The 26,714-nt window shown below is 50.4% G+C and carries 17 protein-coding genes; 16 read left to right on the top strand and 1 reads right to left on the bottom strand.

Annotated features, from left to right (window positions below; translation table 11 throughout):
* The first annotated feature begins 369 nt into the window (after positions 1 to 369).
* Complete coding sequence (locus tag IEX98_RS24780; protein WP_188892384.1) at positions 370 to 2,544, top strand: hypothetical protein; 2,175 nt, start codon at positions 370 to 372, stop codon at positions 2,542 to 2,544.
* Positions 2,545 to 2,634: 90 nt separating this feature from the next.
* Here IEX98_RS24780 and IEX98_RS24775 read toward each other — a convergent pair whose 3' ends face one another.
* Positions 2,635 to 3,489 (bottom strand): AraC family transcriptional regulator, encoded by an 855-nt coding sequence (locus IEX98_RS24775; RefSeq protein ID WP_188892383.1) that lies wholly within the window; start codon positions 3,487 to 3,489, stop codon positions 2,635 to 2,637.
* A 230-nt stretch (positions 3,490 to 3,719) separates the two neighbouring features.
* Between IEX98_RS24775 and IEX98_RS24770 the strand changes: the two genes are divergently transcribed.
* From IEX98_RS24770 to IEX98_RS24700, 15 genes are all read left to right on the top strand, one after another.
* Positions 3,720 to 4,154 (top strand): GNAT family N-acetyltransferase, encoded by a 435-nt coding sequence (locus tag IEX98_RS24770; protein ID WP_229692375.1) that lies wholly within the window; start codon positions 3,720 to 3,722, stop codon positions 4,152 to 4,154.
* The gene (locus IEX98_RS24765; protein WP_188892382.1) at positions 4,147 to 5,145 is read left to right on the top strand and encodes a glutathione S-transferase C-terminal domain-containing protein; all 999 of its coding nucleotides are present in this window, start codon (positions 4,147 to 4,149) and stop codon (positions 5,143 to 5,145) included. Before IEX98_RS24770 ends, IEX98_RS24765 begins: the two co-directional genes overlap by 8 nt.
* 14 nt (positions 5,146 to 5,159) lie before the next feature.
* Positions 5,160 to 6,017 (top strand): transporter substrate-binding domain-containing protein, encoded by an 858-nt coding sequence (locus tag IEX98_RS24760; RefSeq protein ID WP_188892381.1) that lies wholly within the window; start codon positions 5,160 to 5,162, stop codon positions 6,015 to 6,017.
* Between the two features lie 8 nt (positions 6,018 to 6,025).
* Positions 6,026 to 6,769 carry an amino acid ABC transporter permease gene (locus IEX98_RS24755; protein ID WP_229692374.1) on the top strand — a complete coding sequence of 248 codons (744 nt, stop codon included), beginning with the start codon at positions 6,026 to 6,028 and terminating at the stop codon, positions 6,767 to 6,769.
* The gene (locus IEX98_RS24750; protein ID WP_188892380.1) at positions 6,762 to 7,520 is read left to right on the top strand and encodes an amino acid ABC transporter ATP-binding protein; all 759 of its coding nucleotides are present in this window, start codon (positions 6,762 to 6,764) and stop codon (positions 7,518 to 7,520) included. The genes IEX98_RS24755 and IEX98_RS24750 overlap by 8 nt, the downstream gene beginning before the upstream one ends.
* 471 nt (positions 7,521 to 7,991) lie before the next feature.
* Positions 7,992 to 8,732, top strand: a complete 741-nt coding sequence (locus IEX98_RS24745; protein ID WP_188892379.1) for an FCD domain-containing protein — start codon at positions 7,992 to 7,994, stop codon at positions 8,730 to 8,732.
* 30 nt (positions 8,733 to 8,762) lie between these two features.
* Positions 8,763 to 10,805, top strand: coding sequence for a hydantoinase/oxoprolinase family protein (locus IEX98_RS24740; protein ID WP_188892378.1), 2,043 nt, complete (start codon positions 8,763 to 8,765; stop codon positions 10,803 to 10,805).
* Positions 10,802 to 12,784: a hydantoinase B/oxoprolinase family protein gene (locus IEX98_RS24735; RefSeq protein ID WP_229692373.1), complete on the top strand. Its 1,983-nt coding sequence runs from the start codon at positions 10,802 to 10,804 to the stop codon at positions 12,782 to 12,784. The genes IEX98_RS24740 and IEX98_RS24735 overlap by 4 nt, the downstream gene beginning before the upstream one ends.
* 66 nt (positions 12,785 to 12,850) lie before the next feature.
* Positions 12,851 to 13,984, top strand: a complete 1,134-nt coding sequence (locus IEX98_RS24730; RefSeq protein WP_188892377.1) for an ABC transporter substrate-binding protein — start codon at positions 12,851 to 12,853, stop codon at positions 13,982 to 13,984.
* A gap of 39 nt (positions 13,985 to 14,023) precedes the next feature.
* Positions 14,024 to 15,151: an ABC transporter ATP-binding protein gene (locus tag IEX98_RS24725; RefSeq protein ID WP_188892376.1), complete on the top strand. Its 1,128-nt coding sequence runs from the start codon at positions 14,024 to 14,026 to the stop codon at positions 15,149 to 15,151.
* Entirely contained in the window at positions 15,148 to 16,056 is a 909-nt protein-coding gene (locus IEX98_RS24720) for an ABC transporter permease (RefSeq protein WP_188892375.1), read from the top strand. Before IEX98_RS24725 ends, IEX98_RS24720 begins: the two co-directional genes overlap by 4 nt.
* Before the next feature lie 2 nt (positions 16,057 to 16,058).
* Complete coding sequence (locus IEX98_RS24715) at positions 16,059 to 16,892, top strand: ABC transporter permease (RefSeq protein ID WP_188892374.1); 834 nt, start codon at positions 16,059 to 16,061, stop codon at positions 16,890 to 16,892.
* Between the two features lie 5 nt (positions 16,893 to 16,897).
* The gene (locus tag IEX98_RS24710; RefSeq protein ID WP_188892373.1) at positions 16,898 to 18,112 is read left to right on the top strand and encodes a M24 family metallopeptidase; all 1,215 of its coding nucleotides are present in this window, start codon (positions 16,898 to 16,900) and stop codon (positions 18,110 to 18,112) included.
* A 76-nt stretch (positions 18,113 to 18,188) separates the two neighbouring features.
* Positions 18,189 to 19,385, top strand: coding sequence for an MFS transporter (locus IEX98_RS24705; RefSeq protein ID WP_188892372.1), 1,197 nt, complete (start codon positions 18,189 to 18,191; stop codon positions 19,383 to 19,385).
* Positions 19,386 to 19,689: 304 nt separating this feature from the next.
* The coding region (locus IEX98_RS24700; RefSeq protein ID WP_188892371.1) for a non-ribosomal peptide synthetase at positions 19,690 to 26,714 on the top strand (7,025 nt) is incomplete at its 3' end.

The raw sequence follows: 26,714 nt of genomic DNA, 5'->3' as shown, positions 1-26,714 counted from the left end.
TTGCCCGCTGGCGTGTTGAGAAAGTTGTGGAAGCTATACTATAGGCTGTTGTAACGAATCAAAATGTAAATCTGCATGTTGTCTGCCGGTTTTTCGCCGGTTTACCGCATCAAAATGCAAATGTGCATTTTGATTGGCCTGAAAAGCCTCAAAAGGGCGGAATAATGGGATTTCAAATGTACTTTTACATTTTGAGCGCTGATTTGGACCAGTTGAGGCTCATCAACCTGCACTTTTGCATTTTGTTGTTCGATTAGTACGGGGCGCGCTGATATTTGGCATTTGGAACATCGGAAGATGAAGTGCATGTAAGGGTTATTTTCTGACCGGCACACGGGTTGCCGGTCATTCTTATTAGGAGGAGAGCATATGGGAGAGCGGAAGTCAGGAATGTGGGGAATACCGGGCCTTCAGGAGCCTAAAGTTACCGAACAATATACTGCAGGGCAATTCAATTGGACGCAGCAGGAGGTTGCTGCGGGCGTATTTGAATGCGCTATGCAGTTCACTAATGAAAAGGGTGCTGGGGAGAACGGCAATGGATCAGCTATTTTGGATTTTGTCATAGACAGCTGGTCCGTAGAAAATCAGATTATGCTGCCTGGATCGGTGTACGGAGGCAACCGGTTTCAAGCACGCCGCATACCATACCCGCCAATATTCAAAGATGAGGAAGATCTTCGCGCGGACTTGCCGATAACCGTTACAAATATCGCCAGATTGAATATCGGGCAAGGAGAATCGCGATTGGAGCGGGATACCCGGGATTTGTCCACGCCTGCAATTGGGCTATACATGCCGGACAGCGGTGTCGGCTGCTGGCTGCTGCTGGAGGCTAATACGGCTGGCAGCTCTGTAGGTATTGTGATTGAGGAGAATGAAGACCGCTCTACGGCGGTTCTGTCGTTGCGGATTCCGACCACCGGTGCGAGCCAGTTGCTCGCTCATAAAGGCCAATCGGAACCGAGCGGGAAAACAACGGTACAGCTCCATGCCCATGTGTTTCCATGTACGAGCGTTAGCGAATGGATAGGGCGGTTTGCACCTATTCGCAAATCACTGGCAGATCAGCACCAATTGCCTTCTGTGATCCCCTTCTTTGCGGCATGGGACGTTCTGGAGAACAAGTATAACGAAATGAACTGGCACGCACAGGAGAACTATTACTCCGTCGGACTGAGGGAGAACCATTTCCAAGATTGGCAGTGCGGCTGGGTAGGCGGCGGAATCACGACGTATCCGCTGCTAGCAGCCGGCAGCGGCAAGAGCCGGGAGCGGGCCCGCCAAACAATTGACTTTATGTTTCGTACGCAAGCGGAATCGGGACTGCTCCACGGCATTTATTCACAGGGGCAGTATCCTGGCGACGGCTTTGACCGGGAGGATGCTTCCAGATGGCATCTCATCCGTAAAAGCGGGGACGTATTGTATTTCGTACTGAAGCAAATTGCGCTGATCGAGCAGCAGGGCGAATCGATACCGGATGCCTGGAAAGCTGGAGTGAAACGGCTGGCAGACGCCTTTGTCCGCCTATGGAAGCAGAATGGCCAGTTCGGACAGTTTATCGACGTTCACACCGGCGATATTATCGTCGGCGGGTCTACTTCTGGTGCGATCCTACCGGCTGGTCTCATGCTGGCGGCTGAATATTTCAACGATGAGCGTTACGCAGCTGTAGCCCGCGAATCTGCCCGCTTGTATGTGGAGAGAGATTTGAAAGCAGGCTATACGACGGGCGGGCCAGGCGAAATTCTGCAATGTCCGGACAGCGAATCCGCATTTGCCTTGCTGGAATCGTTGATTGTGCTCTATGAAATGACGGGTGAAAAAGAGTGGCTTACATCCGCTCGGGAAGCGGCGAACCTGTGCATGACCTGGTGCGTATCCTATGATTTTCAATGGCCTTCCCATGCGGAGTTTGGCCGTCTCGGGATGAAAACGACGGGAACCGTGCTGGCAAATGCCCAGAACCAGCATAGCGCTCCCGGTATTTGTACACTCTCCGGCAATTCCTTGTTGAAGCTGTTTCGTGCTACCGGTGACATGCTGTGGCTGGAGCTGCTTCGCGATATTGCCCGTACGATCCCGCAATATATGTCCCGTAACGATCGTCCGATTATGAGCTGGGACGAACCGGGAAGTCATCTGCCTGCCGGGTTCGTCAATGAAAGAGTCAATTTGAGCGCTTGGGAAGGCGAAGACAAGGTTGGCGGTGTTTTCAACGGCTCATGCTGGAGCGAGACGGCTCTTATGCTGACTATTGTTGAGGTGCCGGGGCTCTATGTTCAGCCCGACACCGGTATTTTCGCAGCGATTGATCATATTGGCGCGGAACGCCTTGACGGGGTGAATGAAGGCGAGCTTCGCTTACGGCTATGGAACGAAACGTCTTTTCCAGCCGCCGTACATGTCCTCTCGGAAACATCGCTGGAAGCCCGTAAGCCGCTTGGTCAGCAGCATGTACGCTGGTTGCCGGCCCTTGAGCTTGCTCCTGGAGCATCGATCGTTGTTCAATTTGGAGTGGAAGGTTTTCAAGTTGTGTAACCAATATAACCAATGCGACAGCAAGCTTGAGCTGATTGCGTATAATCAAAACGGGATGTAGCAGAAGGAATATCTGCTCCATCCCGTTTTTCATATATCCGAGTCAGAAATATCGTGTACATCCGCTGGCACATGGATGTGCTGAAGATATTTTTTTGGCGTCGTAAAGCTAAACTCCTTAAACTCTTTAATAAAATGATTCTGGTCAAAGTAACCCAGCTCAGAAATACGGTCCATCGTCTTATCATAATGCTGATATTCCAGCGAATGAATGACATTCTGAAACCGTACAATACGGCTGAATAGCTTGGGAGGCAGGCCGACATATTTTTCAAACTTCTTCAGCATATATCTGCTCGAATATCCGGTATCCAGTGATAGTCCCTTTACATCCAAAGTTCCCCGGTTCACGATGATTTTTTCGGTCACATACTTAACGAGAAGGGGGATCTCTATGACATTGTTAAAATACTTCAGGTAAAATTTTTCGAAAGCGCGAATCCTCTCGATGAAGCTCGTTTGCTCAGCCATTTTCTCCAACAACTCTTCTGCATGCGGAAATATATCCTGCACCGGTATCTCCTGCTCACTGAATTCACCGATCGGATACTTGAAGAAAAACTCGGCATACCCGGGCATAAAGCATATAACGAAATACTCACAATTAGAGCGAACGAAGACCCCCTCTCTCCCCTTGAAAATACTTCCGCAAATATTGCCCGATGGATGCTCCTTATGACAACAAATAACGAGATGCAGACAGCCATCGGGGACAACGAATATCCGATCCATGTTTAGATCATTCATATAAAATCCATAAAAGATCAAACCCCCATGAAAGAGCGGGGAATTGTCCGTACGGTATTGCTTATAGGTATCCAGCACATTTTCAAAGATAGGCTGGTGCGGATGATAAGGGTATAGGTTTCCGTGAGAATGGCTCATTAAGTCCTCCTTTGAAACTACATATCATTCGAAACAATGATTCAATCTCTATATAAATCACATAATTCCGATTGGATTTGATCATGAAGATACTATCTACTTTTTCAGTTGATGTCAATGCTTTTAAACCCTTTTTAGTAGTTCTGTTTTTTACTATATAAAAAATGTGCCTCAACTTATAATTCGAATATCATATGAATTTACTTGGAATTAAATTGGGAGGCTGCTTTATGGAAAACGATATGAAACTGAACATTTATAACGATTGTCTCAATAGAGACTGGGAGCGGGTCGCTCAACTTATGAAGCTATTCGGTTTGTCAGAAGCCCCTGGAGAAATCCATCAGCAGGCTTTCACAAACAGCTACCGTGTCACTTTCGTTTATGACGAAGAAACGCTGATCGGATTCGGACGTGCGATCTCAGATGGTGTGTCTCAGGCCGGAATTTACAATATAGCGGTGGATCCCGGCTACCACAGCCAAGGAATTGGAAGATTGATTATCGAGGATCTGTTGAAAGGATTAAAACAATGCAACGTAGTCTTATATACTCATCCAGACACCGTAGATTTCTATAGACGACTTGGCTTTCGCCGGATGAAAACGGGGATGGCGCTATACCTAAATGAAGACAAGCTAGAGGAGATGGGATTCATTGAGTAAATTCAAAGCATCGACAGGAGTCGAACAAGAGATTAATGATAAGGGATACTTTATCCGTCAGAAAAACTTTTTCACCACTCCCTTTGGAGAAGGAGAAAGCAAACTGCCGGTGGAAGCAGGCCGCTACCGTCTCATATGGGCAAAAGGCTGCCATTGGTCCAACCGTGCCTCAATCGTGCGGGAGTTGCTGGGACTAGAAGAAGCGATCAGCATTAATTTAGTAGGCCATGGCAATTCCGAGCAGAAACGCGGGTGGGAATTCGTGTATGACGAGAGCGGGATCGATCCCGTGCTGGGCGTGCGGTTCTTGAGTGAGCTATACGAGGCGGCCGATTCTGAATATGAAGGAAGACCGACGGTGCCGGCAGTCGTCGACATTACAACGGGGAAAGTCGTTAACAACGATTATGTATGGCTGACTAATTATTTGGAGGAAGAGTTCGCGTCGCTGCACAAGCAAGGAGCGCCGGACTTGTATCCCGTTCACTTAAGAGAAGAGATCGACAGCTATAATGATTTCTTGTATCACAACGTGAACGATGGCGTATACAAGGCGATGTTCGCAAAGTCCATAGAGGCTTATAATGACGCTTACGATAAATTGTATAAGGCGTTTGATGCCATTGAGGAAAGATTGGGTGTGAGCCGCTATTTATTCGGCGATTACATTACCGATCCGGATGTCCGCTTGTTCGTGACACTGGCCCGGTTTGACACCTACTACTTTAAATATTTGGGACCTATTCGCAACCGTATCGTCGACTTCAAAAATATTTGGGGGTACGCACGCGACTTGTATGAAATCCCGGCTTTCAAAAATAATACCTATTTGCGTGACATGGCCAAATCCAATGCCAACAAATCTGGCGTTTTTATAGACTATAACACTCGCTTCTGGGACCAGATCCATTACGAAGAGCTATGGTCAAAGCCGCATGACAGAGAAACCAAAAGCACTGATCCTGAACAAAAATTTCTGCAGAATAAATAGGGGGCTAACAAGACATGAGAATAACGAAAATGATGAGCATCGGCGTGATAGCTGCACTGCTTATAATCGTCATAGCAGCCTGCGGAAAAAATGATACTGCCGGTAACGGAACGGCCGGCAATCCGGCAAATGGAGAGCAAACAACGGTAAACATTGCTACAGGCGGTGCTCCCAAGCCTTTTACTTATATTAACGATAACAATGAAAATGACGGATACGATATTGAAGTTGTAAAAGCTATTTTTGAAGGTTTGCCTCAATACAAAATTAATATTGAAAAAACCGAATTTCCTTCGATCTTTGCCGGATTGGACAACGATCGTTATCAGATTGGCGCCAACAATTTCGCCAGCAACAAGGAAAGAAAGGAGAAATACTTTTATACGGATCCAATCTCCAAAAATAAATTCGTCATTGCTTTGAAAGCAGGTCGTGACGACATCAAAAACTTCACTGATTTGGAGGGCAAAACTACCGAAGTAAGCCCCGGCGTAAACTATACAGTTGCCTTGGAGAATTATAACAAGAACGCAGCTAAAAAACCGGTTGTTTTGAACTATTCGGAGGCTGAGCTGGCAACTGTGCTGCAAAAGGTAGAGACCGGCTCCGTAGACTTCGCCTTATTGGATGGTGCGATGCTCCAGCTGTACATTAAAGAATACAATCTCAAGCTTGACTCGATACCGTTGTCACAGGAGGATTCGGACCGGATTGGCGTACCTTACAGCTATCTCATCCTCAGCAAAGGGAAGAACAGCGAACAGCTTCTTGAAGACGTCAATACACGAATCAAGGAATTAATCAAGGATGGTACGATTTCCGAAATAAGCGAAAAATATCTCCATGGTGACTTTGCACCTGAAATCCAATAAGGGACATTATGATGCCTAATCTATTTGATGTGGAACTTGTGTTCGAACTGATTCCTAAACTGTTAAAATACTTGCCGGTTACGATTGAGCTTACCGTAATATCCATGCTCGCGGGACTCCTGCTGGGACTCCTGCTTGCCATCATCAAAATGAAGAAAATTCCTGTACTTTATCAAATTAGTGTTGTGTTTATTTCCTTTATCAGAGGTACTCCTATTCTGGTACAGTTGTATTTGTCATACGCCGGTATTCCGCTTATTCTGAAATACTACAACCATTTCCATGAAACAAGCTACAATATAAATTCTATTCCGGCGATCTTTTATGTTTTATTGGCCTTGTCGCTAAATGAAGCAGCTTATAATTCGGAAGTCATCCGTGCGGCGTTGTTGTCCGTAGACAAAGGTCAGACCGAAGCGGCCCATTCACTGGGAATGACTTATGGACAGGTCATGAGACGAATCGTTCTTCCGGAAGCCTTCATCGTTGCGCTGCCAACGCTCGGAAACTCTCTGATTGGATTAATGAAAGGAACCTCTCTCGCGTTTGTCTGTTCGGTTGTCGAAATGACGGCGCAGTCGCGGATTTTGGCCGGAAATAATCTTCGGTTTTTTGAATCTTACTGTGCGCTGGCCTTGATCTATTGGGCCATGACGATATTGATCGAACGTGTGATTGCTCTGCTGGAGAAACGCTTCGATATCGATTTCAAGAGCCTCAGAAAAAGAAAAGGAGATGTGATTCTTGATTGAAATTCGCGGATTAACCAAATCATTCCGGCAGCATACCGTTCTGGATCATATCGACTTGACGATTAACAAGGGAGAGGTTGTTGCGGTCATCGGTTCTTCCGGAGCGGGAAAATCTACATTGCTGAGAACTATCAATCTTCTTGAGATCCCGGATGAAGGAATAATCAAGTTTGGTGATCTTGAGGTTGATATGGCCAAGCGTACGAAAGCGTTGACGTTGGAGCTTCGCAAAAACACGGCAATGGTATTCCAGCAATTCAACCTGTTTCGTCAGAAAACAGCAATTGAAAACGTAATGGAAGGATTAATTGTTGTCAAGAAAATGCCAAAGGAAAAAGCATTGCATATCGCCAAGATGCAGCTCGATAGAGTGGGGTTATCCGACAGAATCCACCATTATCCCAAGCAGTTATCGGGGGGACAACAGCAGCGCGTTGCGATTGCTCGTGCTTTGGCTATGCAGCCGAAAATCCTGCTGTTCGATGAGCCCACCTCGGCGCTCGATCCCGAACTGGTTGGCGAAGTGCTGGATACGATCAGAAAAGCTGCTGAAGAGGGAAACACGATGCTGCTGGTTTCCCATGAAATGAGCTTTGTCCGAAAAGTGGCGACTCGAGTTCTATTTCTCGATCAAGGGGCTATAGTAGAGGACGGAACGCCGGAAGAAGTGTTTTTAAACCCTCGTTCGGATCGAACCAAGAAGTTTTTGACTAATTATCATGGGAGCCAGGAACCTGAGTTTTCTATATAAAGAGCGAAACTAAGGAAACCTTCTCATCATCCACTTCGGTGGAGGGTGGGGAGGTTTTTTGTTTATAGTGCAGAGGAATATGCGAAAAGCTGAAAAACGATTGGGAAAAAAAGGAGAATTACAAAATTTGTCGAATTTACACAAAACTCGACAAAGAGGAGGCGGACATTAAAAAAAGTACAGGACCTATTTTATTGGAGGGGAATTATGACGATTATAGTATTGTGGACAACAAATTTAGGCGGTTTCACAATTTTTTTCAAACGGTTTCCATCCCATGCAATGTCAGCTGTGCTGAATGAAAGCGGCAAGCTTTCAACAAAAATCGAGCGAGCATTATATTATCCGCACTAATTTGGTGTGAATAGTTGATTATTTGTCGAAAGAGCGTTATAATCCGATTAATCATCAATGAGTAACAACGTAAGGCGACATCAAGAACGATACTGATTGCCTGAAAGGATGAGCAGAATGACATTGGAATTACAGAGCTTGCAGCTCGAGTATGAGCTGCTTAAGGAATTGTTGAATGCCGAAGCTCCATTGGGGGCTAGTACATTGGTTCATACGCTAGGGAAAAAATATGATTTGAGTCAAGCAACGATCGGCCGAAAGCTGATGGAACTGGATGTGGAGGGCTTTACTGTCCTGGAAGGCCGGAAAGGCCGGATTCTTACGGATGAAGGAAATAAACGCATCTCATTCCTTGAAAGGGAGCTTCAGCAGAAGAACGTGAATGTCCGGCTGCTTCAGCTGTTGAACAATTCCGGAGAATCCGCCTTGCTTGATGTGCTTGTCGCCAGACGTGCACTGGAGCGGGAAATCGCTTCTCTGGCTGCTCAGCGGGCGACGAAGGAAGATATCTTTTTGCTGGAAGAATCGATAGCCGCCCAATTGAAGCTGTTGTCCAAAAATATGATTCCTTACGAGGAAGATCGTGAATTTCATACGATATTGGCGCTTACGGCCCGTAATCAAGTACTCTTCCATGCCGTTCAATTAGTCTGGCAGACGAGCAGAGACTTTATGGAGACCGCCTATATCCGTCGTTCGGTAGGCAGCGAGCTGGTCGTGGATCATCAGCGGATACTGGATGCGATAGCGGCAGGTAATCCGGAACAGGCGGAAGCGGCAATGGTTACGCATATCAATCAGATGATCGAGGACGTTAAACGTTATTTTGCGATCAAAAATAAAGAGCAGCGTATTTAGCAGGTTGCGCAAGGTGAAGGAGTGAAGGGGATGGATGCCATCTACCGGTTGGGCATAGATATTGGCGGTACGTTTACGGATGCGATTGTTACCAATGGCGAAGGTCAGGTTGTCGCTGCACTGAAGACGCCTTCGGTTGCTGATGCGCCCGAGCAAGCTATCTTTCATGCGCTGGAACAACTGCAAGCTCGAGGCATCGACACGGGCAAAATCGATTTGTTTGTTCATGGTACGACACTTGGAGTCAACACATTAATTGAAAGAAACGGAGCGGTTACCGGGCTGCTGGTGACGAAAGGGTTCCGCGATGTACTCGAAATTCGCCGGCTTCGGCTTGAGAATACGACCAATCTATACGGAGACAAAACGCTGCCGTTAGTGCCGCGGCATCTTGTGAAGGAAGTTGATGAGCGGCTGCTGGCGGACGGGAATGTGCTTAGGCCGCTTGTTCCGGAGCAGTTGTTGAAGGCAGTTGACGAGCTTGTCCAAGAGGGCGTCACAGCGCTGGCGATTAGCTTTCTTCATGCCTATGCGAATGCCGAGCACGAGCGGCAGGCCGAGCAGCTCATTCGCGAGCGTTACCCGCAGTTATTCATCTGTACAAGCAGCGCGATTTGGCCGCAGCAGCGGGAGTTCGAACGAACATTAGCTACGGTTATGAATGCTTATGTAGGTGAAAGAATGGGTTCGTACTTTAATAGACTGCAAGCTGGAATCGGACAATATGGTGTTGAAGCAACACTGCTGTCGACGATGTCCAACGGAGGCATCATGACAGCTGCAAGAGCGGCTGCAGAACCTGTAAGGACGCTTCTGTCCGGTCCGGCATCCGGCGTCATTGGCGCAACCTATATTGCGGAGCAAGCAGGAATCTTTCAAGTGGTGACGTTCGATATGGGCGGGACGAGCGTAGATGTTGCCTTAATAGACAAAGAACCGGCGTATTCCACGGAAAATCAAGTGGGTGATTTCCCTGTTATTATTCCGGCGGTAGATGTAACCGCAATTGGTGCTGGCGGAGGCTCCATCGCTTGGGTCGATTCGGTGGGCGTTCTGAAGGTAGGACCTCGCAGCGCGGGGGCTAAGCCAGGTCCCGCTTGCTACAATCGGGGCGGCGATCAGGCTACGACGACGGATGCGTATTTGCATCTCGGTATTTTGCAGGCAGATCGTTTTCTCGGCGGTCAGATGCAGCTATTTCCTGATTTAGCGGAACAGGCACTTCGACGGTTGGGAGATCAGCTCGGGCTGAATGCGACGGAGACGGCGCAAGCGATATTGGATGTGGCGACAGCCAACATGTACGCGCAGTTCTCACCGCTGATGGCGCGTAAAGGTGTCGATCCTCGCGACTTTACTCTGCTCGCTTATGGAGGAGCGGGGCCCATGCATGCTTTTCTAATGGCGCGGGAAGTTGGCATTCGCCGGGTTCTCATTCCGCCATCCCCCGGAACGCTTTGTGCAATGGGCTGCACAGTTGCGAATCTGCGCAATGATTTTGTGTTCACGTATCATAAGAACAGCAGCCATTTGAATGAAGCTGAGCTTGCTGGCCGATTTTCCGGGCTGGAGCAGCAAGGACGCCGCTGGATCGAGGAGGAAATTCGCGGCGGAGTGAAGCCGGAGCGCATTTACGTCATTTACAGCGCCGATATGCGCTACGAAGGACAAGCCTTCGATATGGAAGTGACGCTAACGGCTGAAGAAATTGATCTTCCAGTACAAGCTGTCGCGAAGTTTCATGCTCTCTATGAGACGGTCTTTGGCATTAGCCAGCCGGAGGCAGAGGTCATGTTCGTCAATTTGCGAGCTACGATCGTCGGCGTACTACCCAACAAGAGTGTGGCAGCCAGTCAGCCGTTAGCCTTTAGCGATAAGCCGATCGAGGTCCGTCGGATTACGTTTGACGGCCGACAGTATGAGGCTAGTGTGCTGGGGCGGGAGCAGCTTCCGTTCGAAGAGCGGAAATCCGGTCCGGCGATCATTGAAGAGTATGACACCACGGTATTCATCCCGCCCGGATTCTCGATTTATAGAGATGCGAATGGCAATATGATCGGGGAGGCTGAATGATGATTACAGATAAAGTCTTCCTGGAAATTTTCAATAACCGGATTCAGGCTGCGGTCGAGGAGATGGCCAATGTTGTTCTTCGTACCGGGTTTACCGCTTTTGTCAAAGAAACCGGCGATTTCGGCACCTACTTGCTCTCGCCGAAGGGAGAGACGTTTGGTTCGCCGCTGGACACGGGCTACAACTTGTCGCTCGGTATTCCGGCAGCTGCGGCGATTCAGGCGATCGATAATTGGCAGGAAGGCGACATCGTCATTTGCAATGATCCCTATACGACTGGAGGGATGGTCACTCATCTGCCGGATATTCATTTGATCAAGCCTTATTTCCATGAGGGTCAGATCATCGCCTTTGGCATGTGCTTTGTCCATTCCTCCGATGTCGGCGGCAAAGTTCCCGGCAGTGTGTCGCCAACCGCTTACGATATTCATATGGAAGGGATACGAATCGCACCGGTCAAGCTGTATGAAGCCGGACAGCCCAACGAGCAAGTGCTTCGGCTGCTTCTGGACAATAGCCGTATTCCCGAGCAAAATCTCGGCGATCTGAAGGCGCTTATGGCGGCGCTGAATCGGGGCGAGGCCCGGCTTAAAGAGTTGATCGCCAGATACGGCGCTCCCCAAGTGGAACAGGGAATCGAGAGTCTGCTGGAATATGCCGAGCTGAAAGGGCGGGCAATCGTTGCTGATATACCCGATGGCTCTTATGATTTCTGGGATTATCTGGAGAAGGGTCCGGGAGGCTATCCGATTCGGCTCCGGTGCCGGATGACGATTGCCGGCTCGGACATTCATCTGGATTTCAACGGAACAGACCCGCAAGTAAGAGCTTCATTCAATATACCGACGCATAACAAGCAGGGCCATTATATGCTGGTCCCGGCGCTGATCCGTTATTTCCGTACGATCGATCCTACGATTCCTTGGAATTCCGGCATGATCCGTATGGTGAGCAACGATGCGCCATCCGCTTCGGTGCTCAATCCGGAGCCGATGGCTGCAGTGGGCGCGCGGGCGGCGACTTTTATCCGTGTGATGGACGTCATTACCGGCGCACTAAGCCAGGCGCAGAGCAGCAAGCTGCCCGCTGCCGGAGCAGGTCAGGCATGCATCGTCATGATGGCGATGACGGACTCTTCGGACGGGAAGAAAAAAGTAGGCGTTATCCAGCCGATTTGCGGGGGATCCGGAGCACGGCCGATGAAGGATGGCATTGACGGCATGGACTTTGCTGTCGGACATTTGCGCAACATACCGGCTGAAACCGTTGAAGCGGAAATGCCGATCTTGATCGAGCGTTACGGCTTGCGGGCCGACTCAGCCGGTGCGGGAAAATATAGGGGCGGCAGCGGTATCGACTTGCGTGTTCGAATTCTCAGTCCGGACACGGTGATGACCGCGAGAAATATGGAGCGTATGCAGTTCCAGCCTTGGGGTCGCCTTGGCGGCGGTGTCGGCGAGCATGGAGAAGCTATTCTGAATGCCGGATTAACCGATGAATGTGCATTGGGAAGAATTGACGAGCTGCTGCTGCAGCCGGGAGAAACGGTAACGTTTCTATCTCAGGGCGGCGGGGGTTACGGCGATCCGTTCGAAAGAGACCCCATTCTTGTAATGAAGGATGTGCAAAGCGGATTGTTGTCGGCCGCCAAAGCACGTGAAAGCTATGGCGTAGAGGTGAAAGCGAATCGGCTCGATGAAGCGTCAACCGCCAAATTGCGCGCCAGCCGCACAAGAAGTGAGGAGCCGTTCAGCTTCGGCAATGCAAGAGAGCAGTTTGAAACTTTGTGGACGGATGAATTGCAGCTGGCAGTCAACGCCGCCTTGCGCAGCTATCCGATTTCACTTCGTGACTTCCTGAAGCGAAAAACGATGGCGGAGATCGAGCGTTTAAGCCAATCCAACAATGACGGTCCAGTAGCCACCCATGAAGTGGCGAATCTAATGGAAAAGCTGCGCATGGGAATCGAGCTTTGTTAATTGGCGTGTCAGACTGCAGAAACAAACGATAAAAAACTAACGAACAACCAAGAGGAGAGATCGAATATGTTCAATGGAACACGTAAACGTTCATTTGTATGGCTGACACTCACGCTTGCCCTGATGCTGGTGCTTTCAGCTTGCGGCGGAGGCAACACCAATAATAGCCCGGCTGTTGATAATCCGGACAATGCCGGAAGCGGCAAAAAGGTTAAATTAACAATGTTTATATGGGCAGGCTCCAATCAGGATACCGTTCCGAAAGAAGTAGTAGCCGAGTATGTCAAAAAACATCCAAACGTAGAGGTCACTTTCGAAGAGTCCTCCAACTCCGTCATGTATCCGAAAATGGTAGCGGGCAAGCAAGCCGATCCTAACAACCCGATCGTGAACTTCGGCTACTTTAATGCCGACGCGACTGCGAAAGGCTTGAACGACGATATGTGGGAACCGCTGGACACAGGCATTGTTACGAATATGAAAGATATTCCGGAGCAATTCCACACTTCTGATAACAAAGGCATCGTATGGGGCGTATCGAGCTTCGCATTGGTTTACAACAAAAACCTGGTGAAGACGCCGCCAACAAGCTGGAATGACCTGTGGGACAACAAGGAATTCAAAGGGAAATCGGCGCTTTGGGATTATATGTTCTACTCCTACTTGTCCCCTCTGATTGCCGTTAAGGGCGAAGAGCTGGGAGCATCTTACGAAAATCCGGAGCCAGCATTCAAGTTCTGGGCTGAGCACAGCGACCAGATCGGTACGCTCGTTACATCCAATGATCAATTGAAAGGTTTGCTGGATTCCGGTGATGCCCTCATTGCACCATTCAGCGCGCAAGTTGCGCAAACGTGGATCGACGGCGGTTCACCGCTTGCAGTCGCTTATCCGAAAGAAGGAGCGATTTCCTTCCCTTATTCATTGCAAGTTGTAAAAGGCTCGACGCCTGAGCAGCAGAAGGTTGCCAATGAGATCATCAATGAACTGCTTAGCGCAGAGGCGTTGTCCCGTTATGCCGAAGTGACAGGAACGCCAGTTACGAGTACCGCTGCTGCAGTTCCGGATAAATACAAAAACGATCCTTCCTTCTCTGTTGAGGAGCAAAGTAAAGGTATTAATCCGGACTGGAATGCGCTTGCGAAGAGCAGCTCTGCCTGGAAAGAGCAATGGGACCGTCTTGTGAAAACAAAGCTGTAAGCCGGCTGGCCGAGCAGCGATAGATAGGAGGGGAGCACGATGAGCGACGGGCAGACAACAATAGCAATAGAAACGCGGAATGCTGTAAAGCGTTACGCGGGCAACATTGCCGTTGATCAGGTGTCGTTGCAAGTAAAACGGGGAGAGTTCGTGTCGCTGCTGGGGCCAAGCGGCTGCGGCAAAACGACGCTGCTCCGGCTGCTCGGCGGTCTCGAGCAGCCAGACGAGGGGACAGTGCTGCTGTCGGGCAAGGATGTCTCCGGCATCCCCGCTTACGGACGGAATTCGAATATGATCTTTCAACAGCTTGCGCTGTTTCCTCATATGGATGTCTACAACAACATCGCCTACGGCTTGAAAGTGAGAAAGGTTGCAAAAGACGAGATCAGACGGCGCGTCCACGAAATACTGGAGCTGGTCCAGCTTGGGGATTATAGCCGGCGTTCCGTCTCGCAGCTGTCCGGGGGTCAAGCACAGCGCGTTGCGATTGCACGCGCTTTGATCAACAAGCCCGAGGTGCTGCTGCTGGACGAGCCGCTGTCGGCGCTGGATATGCAGCTTCGCCTCGATATGCAGCGCGAGCTGAAACGGATTCAGCGTGAATTCGGAGGTACCTTTATATTTGTCACGCATGACCAGAGCGAGGCGATGAATATGTCCGACCGGATTGGCGTCATGAGAGGCGGAAAGCTGCTTCAGTACGCTACGCCGGACGAGATTTATGAACGGCCTGCCGACAGATTTGTCGCTAAATTTATTGGTGACACTAACTTGCTTCAGGTTAAGGTGCTGGGAACCGAGCAAGATCTCGTGAGTGTGGAATGCTTCGGCAGTACTTTTAAAATCCGGCAGGAGAAGGGGAGTTCGCCCATCCCTTCCGGCAGCTTGCGTCCGCTATCTATCCGATATGAGTACATCAGACTCGGTGAAGCCGCGAGTCATTCAGCAAACCGCTTAGAAGGACGGGTAATCGAGAGCGTCTACGGCGGCGCCAGCATTCGGTACACACTCGATATTGGCGGACGATTCCAATTGCAGGCAAGCTCGCTTTATCAACGGGGTGATATCCGTTATAGCGTCGGCGATACACTGCAAATTGGCTTTAATCCCGAGGATGGCCTGCTCCTGAACGATGATTCACCCGGGAACGGGGAGGCAGCGCTATGATGCGGGCAGCAAGCCGAATTGTCGGGTTGTTCACCTACGGGAACCGTCCCTGGGCCGCTCAATTGCTGCTGCTTTTACCCGCCATTGCTTTAATGGGCGTTGTCTATCTGGGCGGCTTGCTAATTTTCGGACGATACAGCTTTGATCTGTACGACAACGGAAGTCTGGTGCGCGATTGGAACGGACAGGCTTACCGCGCCTTCTTGACCGACCCTTATTATTGGACGCTTATCGGGACAACATTTCGCGTCGCAGCGAAAGTAACGTTCTGGAGCCTGCTGCTTGCTTATCCCTTGGCATACTGCATGGCCGGTCTGCGCAGGCCGGGGCTGAAGCAAACGCTGCTGCTGTTGACGTTTCTTCCGCTCTTGGTCAGCGCCGTCGTAAGATCCTACGGCTGGCAGCTGCTGCTTTCCCGCCAAGGCTTTATGAACTGGTTATTTATCCATCTGGGTTTAACCGACAGCGGATTCGACATGATGTACAACGAGACCGGCGTCGTGATTGCCCTTGTTCATATCTTTTTGCCGTTCATGGTGTTCCCGCTGTTGAATGTGCTCTCTCAAAGTGACAATCAACTAAAGGCAGCCGCTCATGATCTTGGAGCGGGCAAGTGGCGTACTTTCTTCACGATTACATTCCCCTTGTCGGCAAGGGGGATCGCCAGCGGCGTGCAAATTGTATTTACGCTTTGTTTGACCGCCTTTACGACGCCACAACTGATAGGGGGCGGACGGGTTATGACGCTTCCCGTATTTATTTATCAGCGGACACTGGATACCAACTGGCCGATGGCGGCCGTAGCGAGTATCTTTCTGTTCGTCTCCTCGATCGCGGTATCGCTCATTGTCAATAAGGGTGCGGATTGGCTCATGTTCCGGCGCACCCGGCAGGGGAGGATCTAACGATGGGGAAAAAAGCAGCGGATTTCAAATGGGTGTTATACGTTTGTGCCGGAGCAGTTGGATTGTACTTGCTATTGCCGTTGTTGATGATTATTTTGACCTCCGTCAGCATGGGCGCCTCGACTAAGTTTCCGCCGGAGGGGCTGACACTGGAATGGTATGGCAAGCTGGCGGATCAGAAGCAATTTCTGCAAGCTTTTCTGAACAGCATCGCCGCTTCGGCAGGTGCCGTTGCATTGGCACTAGTCGCCGGTACGCTGGCTGCATTGGCAATCATCCAGTACCCGTTCCGGGGAAGCGGTGTGCTGCGTGCTTTCTTCATGTCGCCGATGGTCATGCCCAAAATTACACTCGGCGTCGCTTATTTGATTTTATTTTCTAAAATGCACATTGCCGGAGGGCTTTTTGCATTGATTTTGGGCGAGGCCGTTATTGTATTGCCATTTGTCTTGTCTATCGTAGGCAGTGCAATGGCTAATCTGAATGCGGCGCACCGGGAAGCTGCGGCAGATCTTGGGGCGGGTCCATTTCGTATTTTTTTCACGGTCACGCTGCCCCAGCTTCGCCTTTCCCTTCTATTGGCAGGATCGATTGCCTTCGTATTCACATTCGATCAGGTGGAGACCGCGCTGCTTATATTGCGGCAGGGCAGCTACACATTGCCGATCCAGCTCTTTCTGTATATGGAGAAATGGCAGGACCCGACCGTTGCCGTCGTCTCTGTCGTTCTTATCGCATTTGCCCTTACCTTGTTTTTTGCCATTAAGCTGGTTATCCGTTCGGCGCCAGGTTTAGAAAACTTGCTTGGCAGCGGACAGAATAAAAGGAGGTCATAAACATCATGAATGATATAACCTCGTTAGGAGAATCTGGGGTAAACCGGTCACGTGCGGAAGAGCTGATGACAGCGAACGGTTTAGAAGCAATAGTGGCGACTACTCCTGAAAATGTACATTATGTGCTGGGCTCTTCGCTTCGTGCGACCAACTGGACGATGCAGATTTATGCGCTGCTGCCGAGAGACCCAAGCCTGCGTCCATGCCTCATTATTCCGACTAACCGGCTCGGCGTCATCGCGCAGATGGGCATTACTAGCGCTGATCTCTATGTATACAGCGACTTTTTCGTAGAAGGTTCTGTGGAGGGCAAACCGTCCACGCCGGACATCGATTTGTTCTACTCCCTGCTCCAGAGCGTCAAAACGTACGCCGGACCCGTTGAAGCTTTAGAGGCTGCGGCGGCGGATTTGGGGCTTAAGGGTCAGCCCATCGGCGTTGATGAGATGAGAATCACACCAGATCTGCTGAGCCGGTTCGCCGAAGGGCTTCCCGGCGGACAAGCGCTGCCGGCCTATAAGCTGTTTCGGCAAATCCGCCAAATCAAGACACCGTTTGAATTAGAGCGATTGAGACGTTCGGCTGCACTTAATGAGAGCATCGAACAGCAATTGATTGATCTAATCGCTGCCGGTGTTCACGAAAGAGAGCTGGCCGAGCATTACCGGCTAACCGTCATGAAAGGCGGCGGCACGCCTGCCATGACGGCGGTAGGCGCAGGGCCTCGCAGTGCGCTGCCGTTGATCGAGAATTATTTCCGTACCATTGAGCGAGGTGACCAAGTTCGCTTCGACTTATGCATGCAGCTGGACGGTTATTGGGGAGATACAGGACGGACCGCGGTGCTGGGAGAGCCAACGCCTTGGATGACTCGTCACTTTGAAGCCGTATTAAGCGGCTGGAAAGAGGCGCTGGACCTCATTCGCCCCGGAGTCAAAGCATCTGATGTATTTCAAGCAGCTGTCGCCCGAGTACAGAAGGAAGGCATCCCTCATTACCGGCGTCAGCATGTCGGACATGCGATCGGCTTGGAGCTGTACGACGATATTACATTAGCGCCTGGCGATCACCGCACGTTGGAGACGGGGATGGTGCTCTGCGTGGAAGTGCCTTATTACGAGCTGGGCGCCGGCGGTTTTCAGATTGAGGATACCGTTGTCGTGACGGCTGACGGCTTTGAATTTCTGACGCACATGGAGCGGAAGCTATTCGTTAAATAAATGGGCGGGTTCCGGTCAACCGGTCCCGGTCCTGTCAAGGCAGCCGGAGCTTGCTCAATGAAGAAGGTTGGAGGAAATGAGGATTCAACAAGGTACAAAGTCTTTCCGCAACATCAGTTTTGCATTGTTTGCGGGCGGATTCGTCACGTTTGCATTATTATACAGCTTGCAGCCGTTAATGCCTGAGATGACGGCGGCATTTGACATTACACCGACGCAATCCAGCTTGACTTTGTCGGTTACTACGGTATCGATGGCATTGACGATGCTGTTCATCGGCTCGTTATCCGATGCGTTTGGCCGCAGATCGATTATGACGGTCTCGCTAATTGCAGCATCCGTCATTTCCATTTTGTCGGCGTTCAGTCCTCATTTTCCGATACTGCTGCTTTTGCGTATTTTGCAAGGAGTAGCGCTCGCTGGACTGCCGGCTATTGCGATGACTTATTTGGTGGAAGAAATCGATTCTAGAAGTCTAGGCTATGCGATGGGGTTGTACATTAGCGGAAATTCCATTGGAGGCATGGCAGGGAGAATGATAAGCGGCCTGCTGACGGACTGGTTCGGCTGGCGGGCAGCTATTGGGGGAATGGGAGCGGTAGGTCTGGCCGCCGCGTTGTTTTTTTTCGTAACCATTCCTCCATCCCGTCATTTCATCAAACAGAACGCCAAGCTGAACCGGGTCATCCCGCTGCTATGGTCGCAATGCCGCAACCCTCGGCTGCTCTGTCTGTATGGGCTTGGCTTTTTGCTGATGGGCAGCTTCGTCACCCTGTTTAATTACATTGGCTTTGAATTAACCGGCGAACCGTTTAATCTAAGCCAATCGATCGCAGGCAGCATCTTTGTCGTTTATTTGATGGGCACATTCAGTTCCACCTGGATGGGCAGATTGGCTGATCGTTACGGCCGGACTGGCGTCATCGTCCTTGCCCTGGCTATAATTCTGACAGGGGCGGTGCTGACTCTTCATTCTCACTTATGGGTGAAGATTGTAGGCTTAGCGCTGTTTGCCTTCGGCTTTTTCGGCGGCCATTCTATCGCCAGCAGCTGGGTCGGATTGGTGGGCGATGCCCATAAGTCACAGGCCAACGCCTTGTATTTGTTTTTCTACTATGTGGGTTCCAGCGTTAGCGGCACGGGCGGCGGCTTGCTGTACGGACAGTTAGGCTGGATTGGGATCGTCGGAATGATCGCAGCTTATGTGGCTGTCAGCGTAGTGCTCTGCTACATTCTTTGGTACAAGGGGAAGATGGCCACATTGCCTTCTTAAGGCGCTGGAGCGCCTATTTTTACAATAACGCGGGGAAACCTTGACGGGCAGTAGACTGACCTTTCAAGAAAATAACCAACCTCAGAGAGGATTTCTCTGAGGTTTTTTGGCGTAGCAACGAGTAAATATTCTACTAGGTTAATTTTATCAAAATAGTAGAAACGAACATAAATTGGATAGATTTGGACATAGGGAGGCGGATATAACGATTATATAATTAATAGTTGTATTAAAGAACCCCATCTAGAATGGACATGCCTAACAGAGTCGATTACAATCGAATTTTCGAAAGGCTGGTGCAGTTATGACGAATACAAAAGGTAGTTTCAGCAATGGGAACAACGTGCTGAAGAGGACGAAGGATATCGTTGTTGCTGCTACGTTTACCGCTGAACCTTTACTGGATCATCTACGATGGTGGAGCCGCCAATTCGATATAGAGCTTCGCGTTCAATTTGCGCCGTACCATCAAGTTTTCCAACAGCTCGTCAATTCTGACAGTTTATTCGCCGCTAATATCGATGGATTGAACATTGCTTTAATCCGATTCGAGGATTGGATCCGAGAGGAGCAATCGGAAGATGACGAAGATTTATCATTAAAGCTGCTAGGTTATTACTATGAGCTGACGCAAGCGATCAAAGAGTCGGATTTTTCCAGCCCCCTGTTTATTGGTATACTGCCGCCATCATCCAATTCCCGTTTTTCCTCGATGGTGATGAAACAATTAAACAACTTAAACCAGAAGCTTTTGCTTACATTTAAAGATACGCCTAATGTTTACGTGAAGGATTTTTATGCAATTGAATCCATTTATCAGATAGAAAAGCCTTATAACGAGATTGGCGACAAAATCGGTCACATCCCATATTCGGATGAGTATTACGCCGCTCTAGGGACGATGCTTGCTCGAAATATACGAGCCTACATGATGCGTCGATTCAAAGTGTTTGCCCTAGACTGCGACAACACATTATGGAAGGGTATTTGCGGCGAAGACGGGTATGACGGCGTTGAGATTACGGAAAATCATCAATTATTCCAAAAACTGCTCCTTGGCAAAATAGAGGAGGGATTTCTGCTAGCATTGTGCAGCAAAAATAATGAATCCGATGTATGGGATGTATTTGACCATAATGCCGCCATGGTTTTGAAGCGGGAGCATATCGTTGCCCATCGGATTAACTGGGAATCCAAGTCAGCTAACCTTAGGAAGATCGCCAGCGATTTGAACGTCTCTAGTGATTCCATCATTTTCATAGATGACAGCTTAACCGAGTGCATGGAGGTCATGACGAATTGTCCGGAAGCGCTGGCGCTCAAGCTTCCTGGCGATGAGCAAGCATTCGTACCTTTTATGAACCATGTCTGGGCGCTGGATATCCACAAAGTGACGCAAGAGGATCAGGAAAGATCGGCCATGTATACGGCGGAAAACCGCAGGAAGGAAGCTTCGGTAAACGATACGTACCATCAATATTTAGAACGGCTCCAGATCAAAATGTCGATCAGAAGGATACAGCCTGCTGAGCTTACACGAGCGGCACAGCTTACTTCGCGTACGAGCCAGTTCGTCTTGTCTTCTATTCCTCGCGATGAGAGAGAGCTGATGCAGCTCGCCCAAGATCCGGACTATCGGATTTGGACGATACGCGTTTCTGACAAATTCGGCAATTACGGATTATGTGGTCTGGTGATAGCCCGTGTGTTATCAGATTCATTGCGGATTGATACTTTTTTGCTGAGTTGCAGGGTGCTCGGCCGGAAAATTGAAGAAGCTGTGCTCGTTTGTGTGAAGCATTTTTGCGAAGAAGAGGATAGGACGCTGCTGGAATGCACCTATAAGGATAATGGAAGGAATGCTCCCTTTCTGACGTTTCTGCAAAATAGCGGCTGGCAATGTGCGTCAGGCGAATCGGGCACGCTGCATGGCAGGCTGGAAACGGGAAGCATTGCGGACGAAATTCCATACGTCGACGTGGTGGAGGATTTGGGGGCTGAATGCGTTGCAGCCAAAGATTCATTAGTCATCACTCAAGCACAGAGTATCGAGCCTTATAGTCAGAATTTTCAGTCTGATGACTGGTCGTTTACTTTGGTTAATGAGGATCAGCTTATTCATAAAGCTTATTTGACCCCGCTGAATTACCCGACTGCTGAAAAGCTGCTGCAGATTCCGTTCGGCGTTTTCGTGCATTCGCCGTCCGATCTGCAGGAGGTAGAAGACAAGCTTCGTTCATTGTGGAGGCGATATTTGAAAAGAGATGATATTGCCGATAGTGATTCCTTTTTTAATTTAGGCGGGAACTCTTTGACCGCTGCGTTGTTCGTTTCTCGGATAAGCGAACAATTTGAGGTTGAGCTTTCATTGCCAGAGTTTTTCAGAAAACCGACGATTTTGGAAGTTGCCGCTTTAATTCGAGGAGCGGACTCGATTGTTTATCAGCGGATCGAGCCAATCGCTCAGCAAACAGAATATGAAGTATCCTCGGCACAAAAAAGGATGTACGTGCTGCAACAGGCAGTTGGTGCAAGTACTCATTACAATATGCCGCAGCATATCGTCATCACAGGCCCGCTCGTCAGAAGCCGATTGGCGGCTGCACTGCAGTCGCTCGTATCGCGACATGAAAGCTTGCGAACGTCCTTCGCGATGAAGGACGGCAAGCCGGTTCAGCGGATTCATGCCTCTGTTCCATTCGAGTTGGCCTATGAAGAAAAGGATGAAACCGAAATCAGCGCTCAAATCATATCGGATTTTGTACACCCGTTTGATCTGGGACAAGCTCCTTTGTTTAGAGCCAAATTAATTCACTTAGCTGGAAAAATAGGCGGAGAACAATATAGCCTGCTGCTGGACATGCACCACAGCATCTCTGACGGTGTGTCGATGAATTGGTTTATTGCCGATTTATGGAGGCTCTATAGAGGTGATACGCTGCCTGAGCTGACGCTGCAATACAAGGATTATGCGGCATGGCAGCAGCGGCAAGTGCAAAGCGAAGCGCTGCAAAAGCAGCGGCAGTATTGGCTGGATATGCTCGGCGGCGAGCTGCCGACGCTGGACTTCCCGGCAGACTTCGCTCGGCCGTCTGTGCAGCAGTTTGGCGGAAGCGAGATCATCTTTCAGACGGATCAAGCCGTGGCGGAGAAACTGCGCCGCTTGGCGTCGGAGTCGGCAAGCACGCTGTACATGGTGCTGCTGGCAAGCTATCAAGTGTTGCTGGCGAAGTATACCGGACAGGAGGATATTATGGTCGGTACGCCTGTGGCGGGAAGATCCCATGCCGATACGCATGAGATGACCGGCGTATTCGTCAATACGCTCGTTATGCGAGGCTCGCCGAAGGGCGGGAAGATATTCCGGCAGTACTTGGCGGAAGTGAGGGAGCAATCGCTTCTTGCCTTCGAGCATCAAGATTATCCGTTTGAAGCTCTGGTGGAGCAGCTCCATGTGAAGCGAGATCTGAGTCGCAACCCGCTGTTCGATACGATGTTCATTCTGCAAAATGCGGAGGCCAGCGAATATAGCGTCGAGGGACTAGCCATTCGTGCAGAAGCGGTGGAGAGCCATGTATCCAAATTCGACTTCAGCATGGAGGCTTGGGAAAGGCAAGATACGATTGCGTGGCGGCTGGAGTACAGCACGGCTTTGTTTGAGCGGGGGAGTATGGAGCGGTTATCGCAGCATTTCTTGCACTTGCTGGAGGTCATTGCTGCCAATCCCGATACGGAATTGCAACAATTGAACGGGTTGAGCGCAGCGGAACGGAAGCAGATTGTTGAAGCGTTCAATGCAACGGCTGCCGACTTCCCAAGGGAGCAGACGATTCATGGGCTGTTCGAAGCGCAGGCGGCGCGAATACCGGAGCAAACAGCGGTATCGCTGGGCAGCGAAAGTCTGACCTATGGAGAACTGAACGCAAAGGCGAACCGGTTAGCTCGGACGCTGCGAGATGCAGGGATAGGGGCGGACTCGCTCGTCGGCCTCATGGCCGAGCGGTCGCTCGACATGATTGTCGCTGTGATGGCGATTTTGAAAGCGGGCGGAGCTTATGTGCCGTTTGATCCCGCTCACCCGGAAGCGCGTATCCGTTACATGCTAGAGGATTCTGGTGCAAAGCTGCTGTTGACACAGACTCATCTTAAAGAACATGTCTCCTTCTATAAAGGACAGGTTATCGTCCTTGAGGATGAAGCCGCATATGGATCGGACGGCTCGGACTTGGAGGCCGCAAGCGGCCCCGAACATTTGGCTTACGTTATCTATACGTCAGGGACGACGGGTCAGCCGAAGGGCGTTATGATCGAGCATCACTCTGTCGTTAACCGGCTGCACTGGATGCAAAAGGCGTATCCATTGACGGATGGTGACGTGCTGCTGCAGAAAACGCCGGTAACGTTCGACGTGTCTGTATGGGAGCTGTTCTGGTGGGCGATTGCCGGCCAGCAGCTGCGTCTGCTTCCCCCGCAAGGGGAAAAGGATCCGCGGATGATTGTCGAGACGATCGCGCAGGGTCAAGTGACGGTCATTCACTTTGTACCTTCGATGTTCCAAATGTTCCTGCTGGAGATGGAGCGAAGCGGAAACCGGGGCCTAAGCCAAGCGGCGAGCTTGAAGACAATATTCGTAAGCGGCGAAGCGCTGCCGCTGCCGCAAGCCGAGGCGTTCTTCCGCTTATTCGGCGAGCGTGTGCAACTGGTTAATCTGTATGGGCCAACGGAGGCAACGGTCGATGTGTCGCATTTGCGCTGCGAGCCGGGCATGACGAGAATGACGATCGGCAAGCCAATCGATAATAATCGGCTGCTAATCGTGAACACCAACGGTCAATTGCAGCCGATTGGCGTAACGGGTGAGCTGTGCATCGCGGGAGAAGGGCTGGCGCGGGGCTACTTGAACCGTGCGGAGCTGACTGCGGAGAAGTTCGCGTCAAGTCCCCTCACCGGAGGGGAGCGAATGTACCGGACGGGAGATTTAGCCAAATGGCTGCCGGACGGCAACGTGGAGTATGCGGGCCGGATCGATCATCAAGTGAAAATCCGCGGCTACCGGATCGAGCTGGGCGAGATCGAGTCGCAGCTAATGAAGCATGATGACGTCCAGCAGGCCATCGTTTTAGACAAGACGGACGACAGTGGACAGCGGTATCTAAGTGCGTATATAGCGGCAAGCCGGGAAATCTCCGTCTCCGAGTGGAGGGCCTATCTGTCGGCATCGTTGCCGGAGTACATGATACCGGCACAGTTTATTCAGGTGAATGCGATTCCTCTTACGCCAAACGGAAAAGCCGATCGCAAGGCATTATTGCAATTAGTCGGGGAGCCCAGCATAGGTGCTCCGTACGAACCGCCTGGCAATACAATAGAAGCAGCATTGGCGGAATTATGGCAAGAGGTGCTCGCAGTTGATCGAGTTGGCGTTTATGATCGTTTTTTGGAAGCGGGAGGGCATTCCCTGAAAGCGATAATGATGATCGCCCGGATAGAGAAAGCATTTGGCATCGAATTGCCGCTTAGGCAGTTTTTCATAATGCCAACGATTCGGGAAATTGCCGCCTATATCCAAGGGGCGGACATGATTGTTTTTCAGCCGATCGAGCCAATCGCGAAGCAGACAGAATATGAAGTATCCTCAGCGCAAAAAAGGATGTACGTGCTGCACCAGCTGGAGGGTGCGAATATTCATTACAATATGCCGCAGCATATTGTTGTCACAGGCTCGCTTGACAGAAGCCGATTGGCAACTGCACTGCAGTCGCTCGTATCACGTCATGAAAGCTTGCGAACGTCCTTTGCGATAAAGGATGGTAAGCCGTTTCAGCGAATTCATGCCTCTGTTTCATTCGAACTGGAATATGAAGAAACAGATACTGCTGAAATAAGCGCTCAGATCGTCTCGGATTTTGTGCAGCCATTTGATCTGGGAGAAGCTCCTTTGTTCAGAGCCAAATTAGTTCAATTAGCTGGGGGAATAGACGGACAGCAGTACAGCCTGCTGCTGGACATGCATCATAGCATCTCCGACGGTGTGTCAATGAATCTTTATATAGCTGATTTATGGAAGCTCTACAGAAGCGATACGCTGCCCGAGCTGGCGCTGCAATACAAGGATTATGCGGCGTGGCAGCAGCGGCAATTGCAAAGCGAAGCACTGCAGAAGCAGCGGGAGTATTGGCTGGATTCGCTCGGAGGCGAGCTGCCGACGCTGGACTTTCCGGCAGACTTTGCCCGGCCGTCGGTGCAGCAGTTTGACGGAAGTGAGCTCACCTTTCAGACGGGGCAAGCTGTGGCTGAGAATCTGCGCCGCTTGGCATCGGAGTCGGAAAGCTCGCTGTACATGGTGCTGCTGGCAATCTATCAAGTGTTGCTGGCGAAGTATACGGGACAGGAGGATATTATGGTCGGAACGCCTGTGGCGGGAAGATCCCATGCCGATACGCATGAGATGACCGGCGTATTCGTCAATACGCTCGTTATGCGGGGCGCGCCGAAGGGCAAGAAGACGTTCCGGCAATATTTGACGGAGGTGAAGGAGCAATCGCTCCTTGCCTTCGAGCATCAAGATTATCCGTTTGAAGCTCTGGTGGAACAGTTGAATATGCAGCGGGATCTGAGCCGCAATCCGCTGTTCGATACGATGTTCATTCTGCAAAATGCGGATGCCAGCGAATATAGCGTCGAGGGACTAGCCATTCGTGCAGAAGCGGTGGAGAGCCTTGTATCCAAATTCGACTTCAGCATGGAAGCTTGGGATAGGCAAGATACGATTGCGTGGCGGCTGGAGTACAGCACGGCGTTGTTTGAACGCCGGAGTATGGAACGGTTATCGCAGCATTTCTTGCGCCTGATGGAGGTCATTGCTGCCAATCCCGACGCGGAATTGCAACAATTGGATTGGTTGAGCGCAGCGGAACGGAAGCAGATTGTTGAAGCGTTCAATGCAACGGCTGCCGACTTCCCAAGGGAGCAGACGATTCACGGGCTGTTCGAAGCGCAGGCGGCGCGAATACCGGAGCAAACAGCGGTATCGCTGGGCAGCGAATATCTGACGTATGGAGAACTGAACGCAAAGGCGAACCGGCTGGCACGGACGCTTCGCGATACGGGGGTAGGGGCGGACTCGCTCGTGGGCCTCATGGCGGATCGGTCGCTCAACATGATTGTTGCTGTGATGGCGATTTTGAAAGCGGGCGGAGCTTATGTGCCGTTTGATCCCGCTCACCCGGAAGCACGTATCCGTTACATGCTAGAGGATTCTGGTGCAAAGCTGCTGTTGACGCAAGCTCATTTGAAGGAACGCGTCTCCTTCTTTACAGGGCAGATGAT

Origin of the sequence: Paenibacillus radicis (ex Gao et al. 2016) (assembly GCF_014641555.1) — a bacterium.
Classification (GTDB): domain Bacteria; phylum Bacillota; class Bacilli; order Paenibacillales; family Paenibacillaceae; genus Pristimantibacillus; species Pristimantibacillus radicis.
The sequence above is the reverse complement of the archived record's forward strand: the minus strand, read 5'-3'. Positions and strand labels throughout refer to the sequence as shown.

Excerpts from the sequence above, each read along its gene's own strand:
- IEX98_RS24780 (WP_188892384.1), top strand. The coding sequence starts at position 370 with ATGGGAGAGCGGAAGTCAGGAATGTGGGGAATACCGGGCCTTCAGGAG.
- IEX98_RS24775 (WP_188892383.1), bottom strand. The coding sequence starts at position 3,489 with ATGAGCCATTCTCACGGAAACCTATACCCTTATCATCCGCACCAGCCT.
- IEX98_RS24770 (WP_229692375.1), top strand. The coding sequence starts at position 3,720 with ATGGAAAACGATATGAAACTGAACATTTATAACGATTGTCTCAATAGA.
- IEX98_RS24760 (WP_188892381.1), top strand. The coding sequence starts at position 5,160 with ATGAGAATAACGAAAATGATGAGCATCGGCGTGATAGCTGCACTGCTT.
- IEX98_RS24755 (WP_229692374.1), top strand. The coding sequence starts at position 6,026 with ATGATGCCTAATCTATTTGATGTGGAACTTGTGTTCGAACTGATTCCT.
- IEX98_RS24745 (WP_188892379.1), top strand. The coding sequence starts at position 7,992 with ATGACATTGGAATTACAGAGCTTGCAGCTCGAGTATGAGCTGCTTAAG.
- IEX98_RS24740 (WP_188892378.1), top strand. The coding sequence starts at position 8,763 with ATGGATGCCATCTACCGGTTGGGCATAGATATTGGCGGTACGTTTACG.
- IEX98_RS24735 (WP_229692373.1), top strand. The coding sequence starts at position 10,802 with ATGATGATTACAGATAAAGTCTTCCTGGAAATTTTCAATAACCGGATT.
- IEX98_RS24730 (WP_188892377.1), top strand. The coding sequence starts at position 12,851 with ATGTTCAATGGAACACGTAAACGTTCATTTGTATGGCTGACACTCACG.
- IEX98_RS24725 (WP_188892376.1), top strand. The coding sequence starts at position 14,024 with ATGAGCGACGGGCAGACAACAATAGCAATAGAAACGCGGAATGCTGTA.
- IEX98_RS24720 (WP_188892375.1), top strand. The coding sequence starts at position 15,148 with ATGATGCGGGCAGCAAGCCGAATTGTCGGGTTGTTCACCTACGGGAAC.
- IEX98_RS24715 (WP_188892374.1), top strand. The coding sequence starts at position 16,059 with ATGGGGAAAAAAGCAGCGGATTTCAAATGGGTGTTATACGTTTGTGCC.
- IEX98_RS24710 (WP_188892373.1), top strand. The coding sequence starts at position 16,898 with ATGAATGATATAACCTCGTTAGGAGAATCTGGGGTAAACCGGTCACGT.
- IEX98_RS24705 (WP_188892372.1), top strand. The coding sequence starts at position 18,189 with ATGAGGATTCAACAAGGTACAAAGTCTTTCCGCAACATCAGTTTTGCA.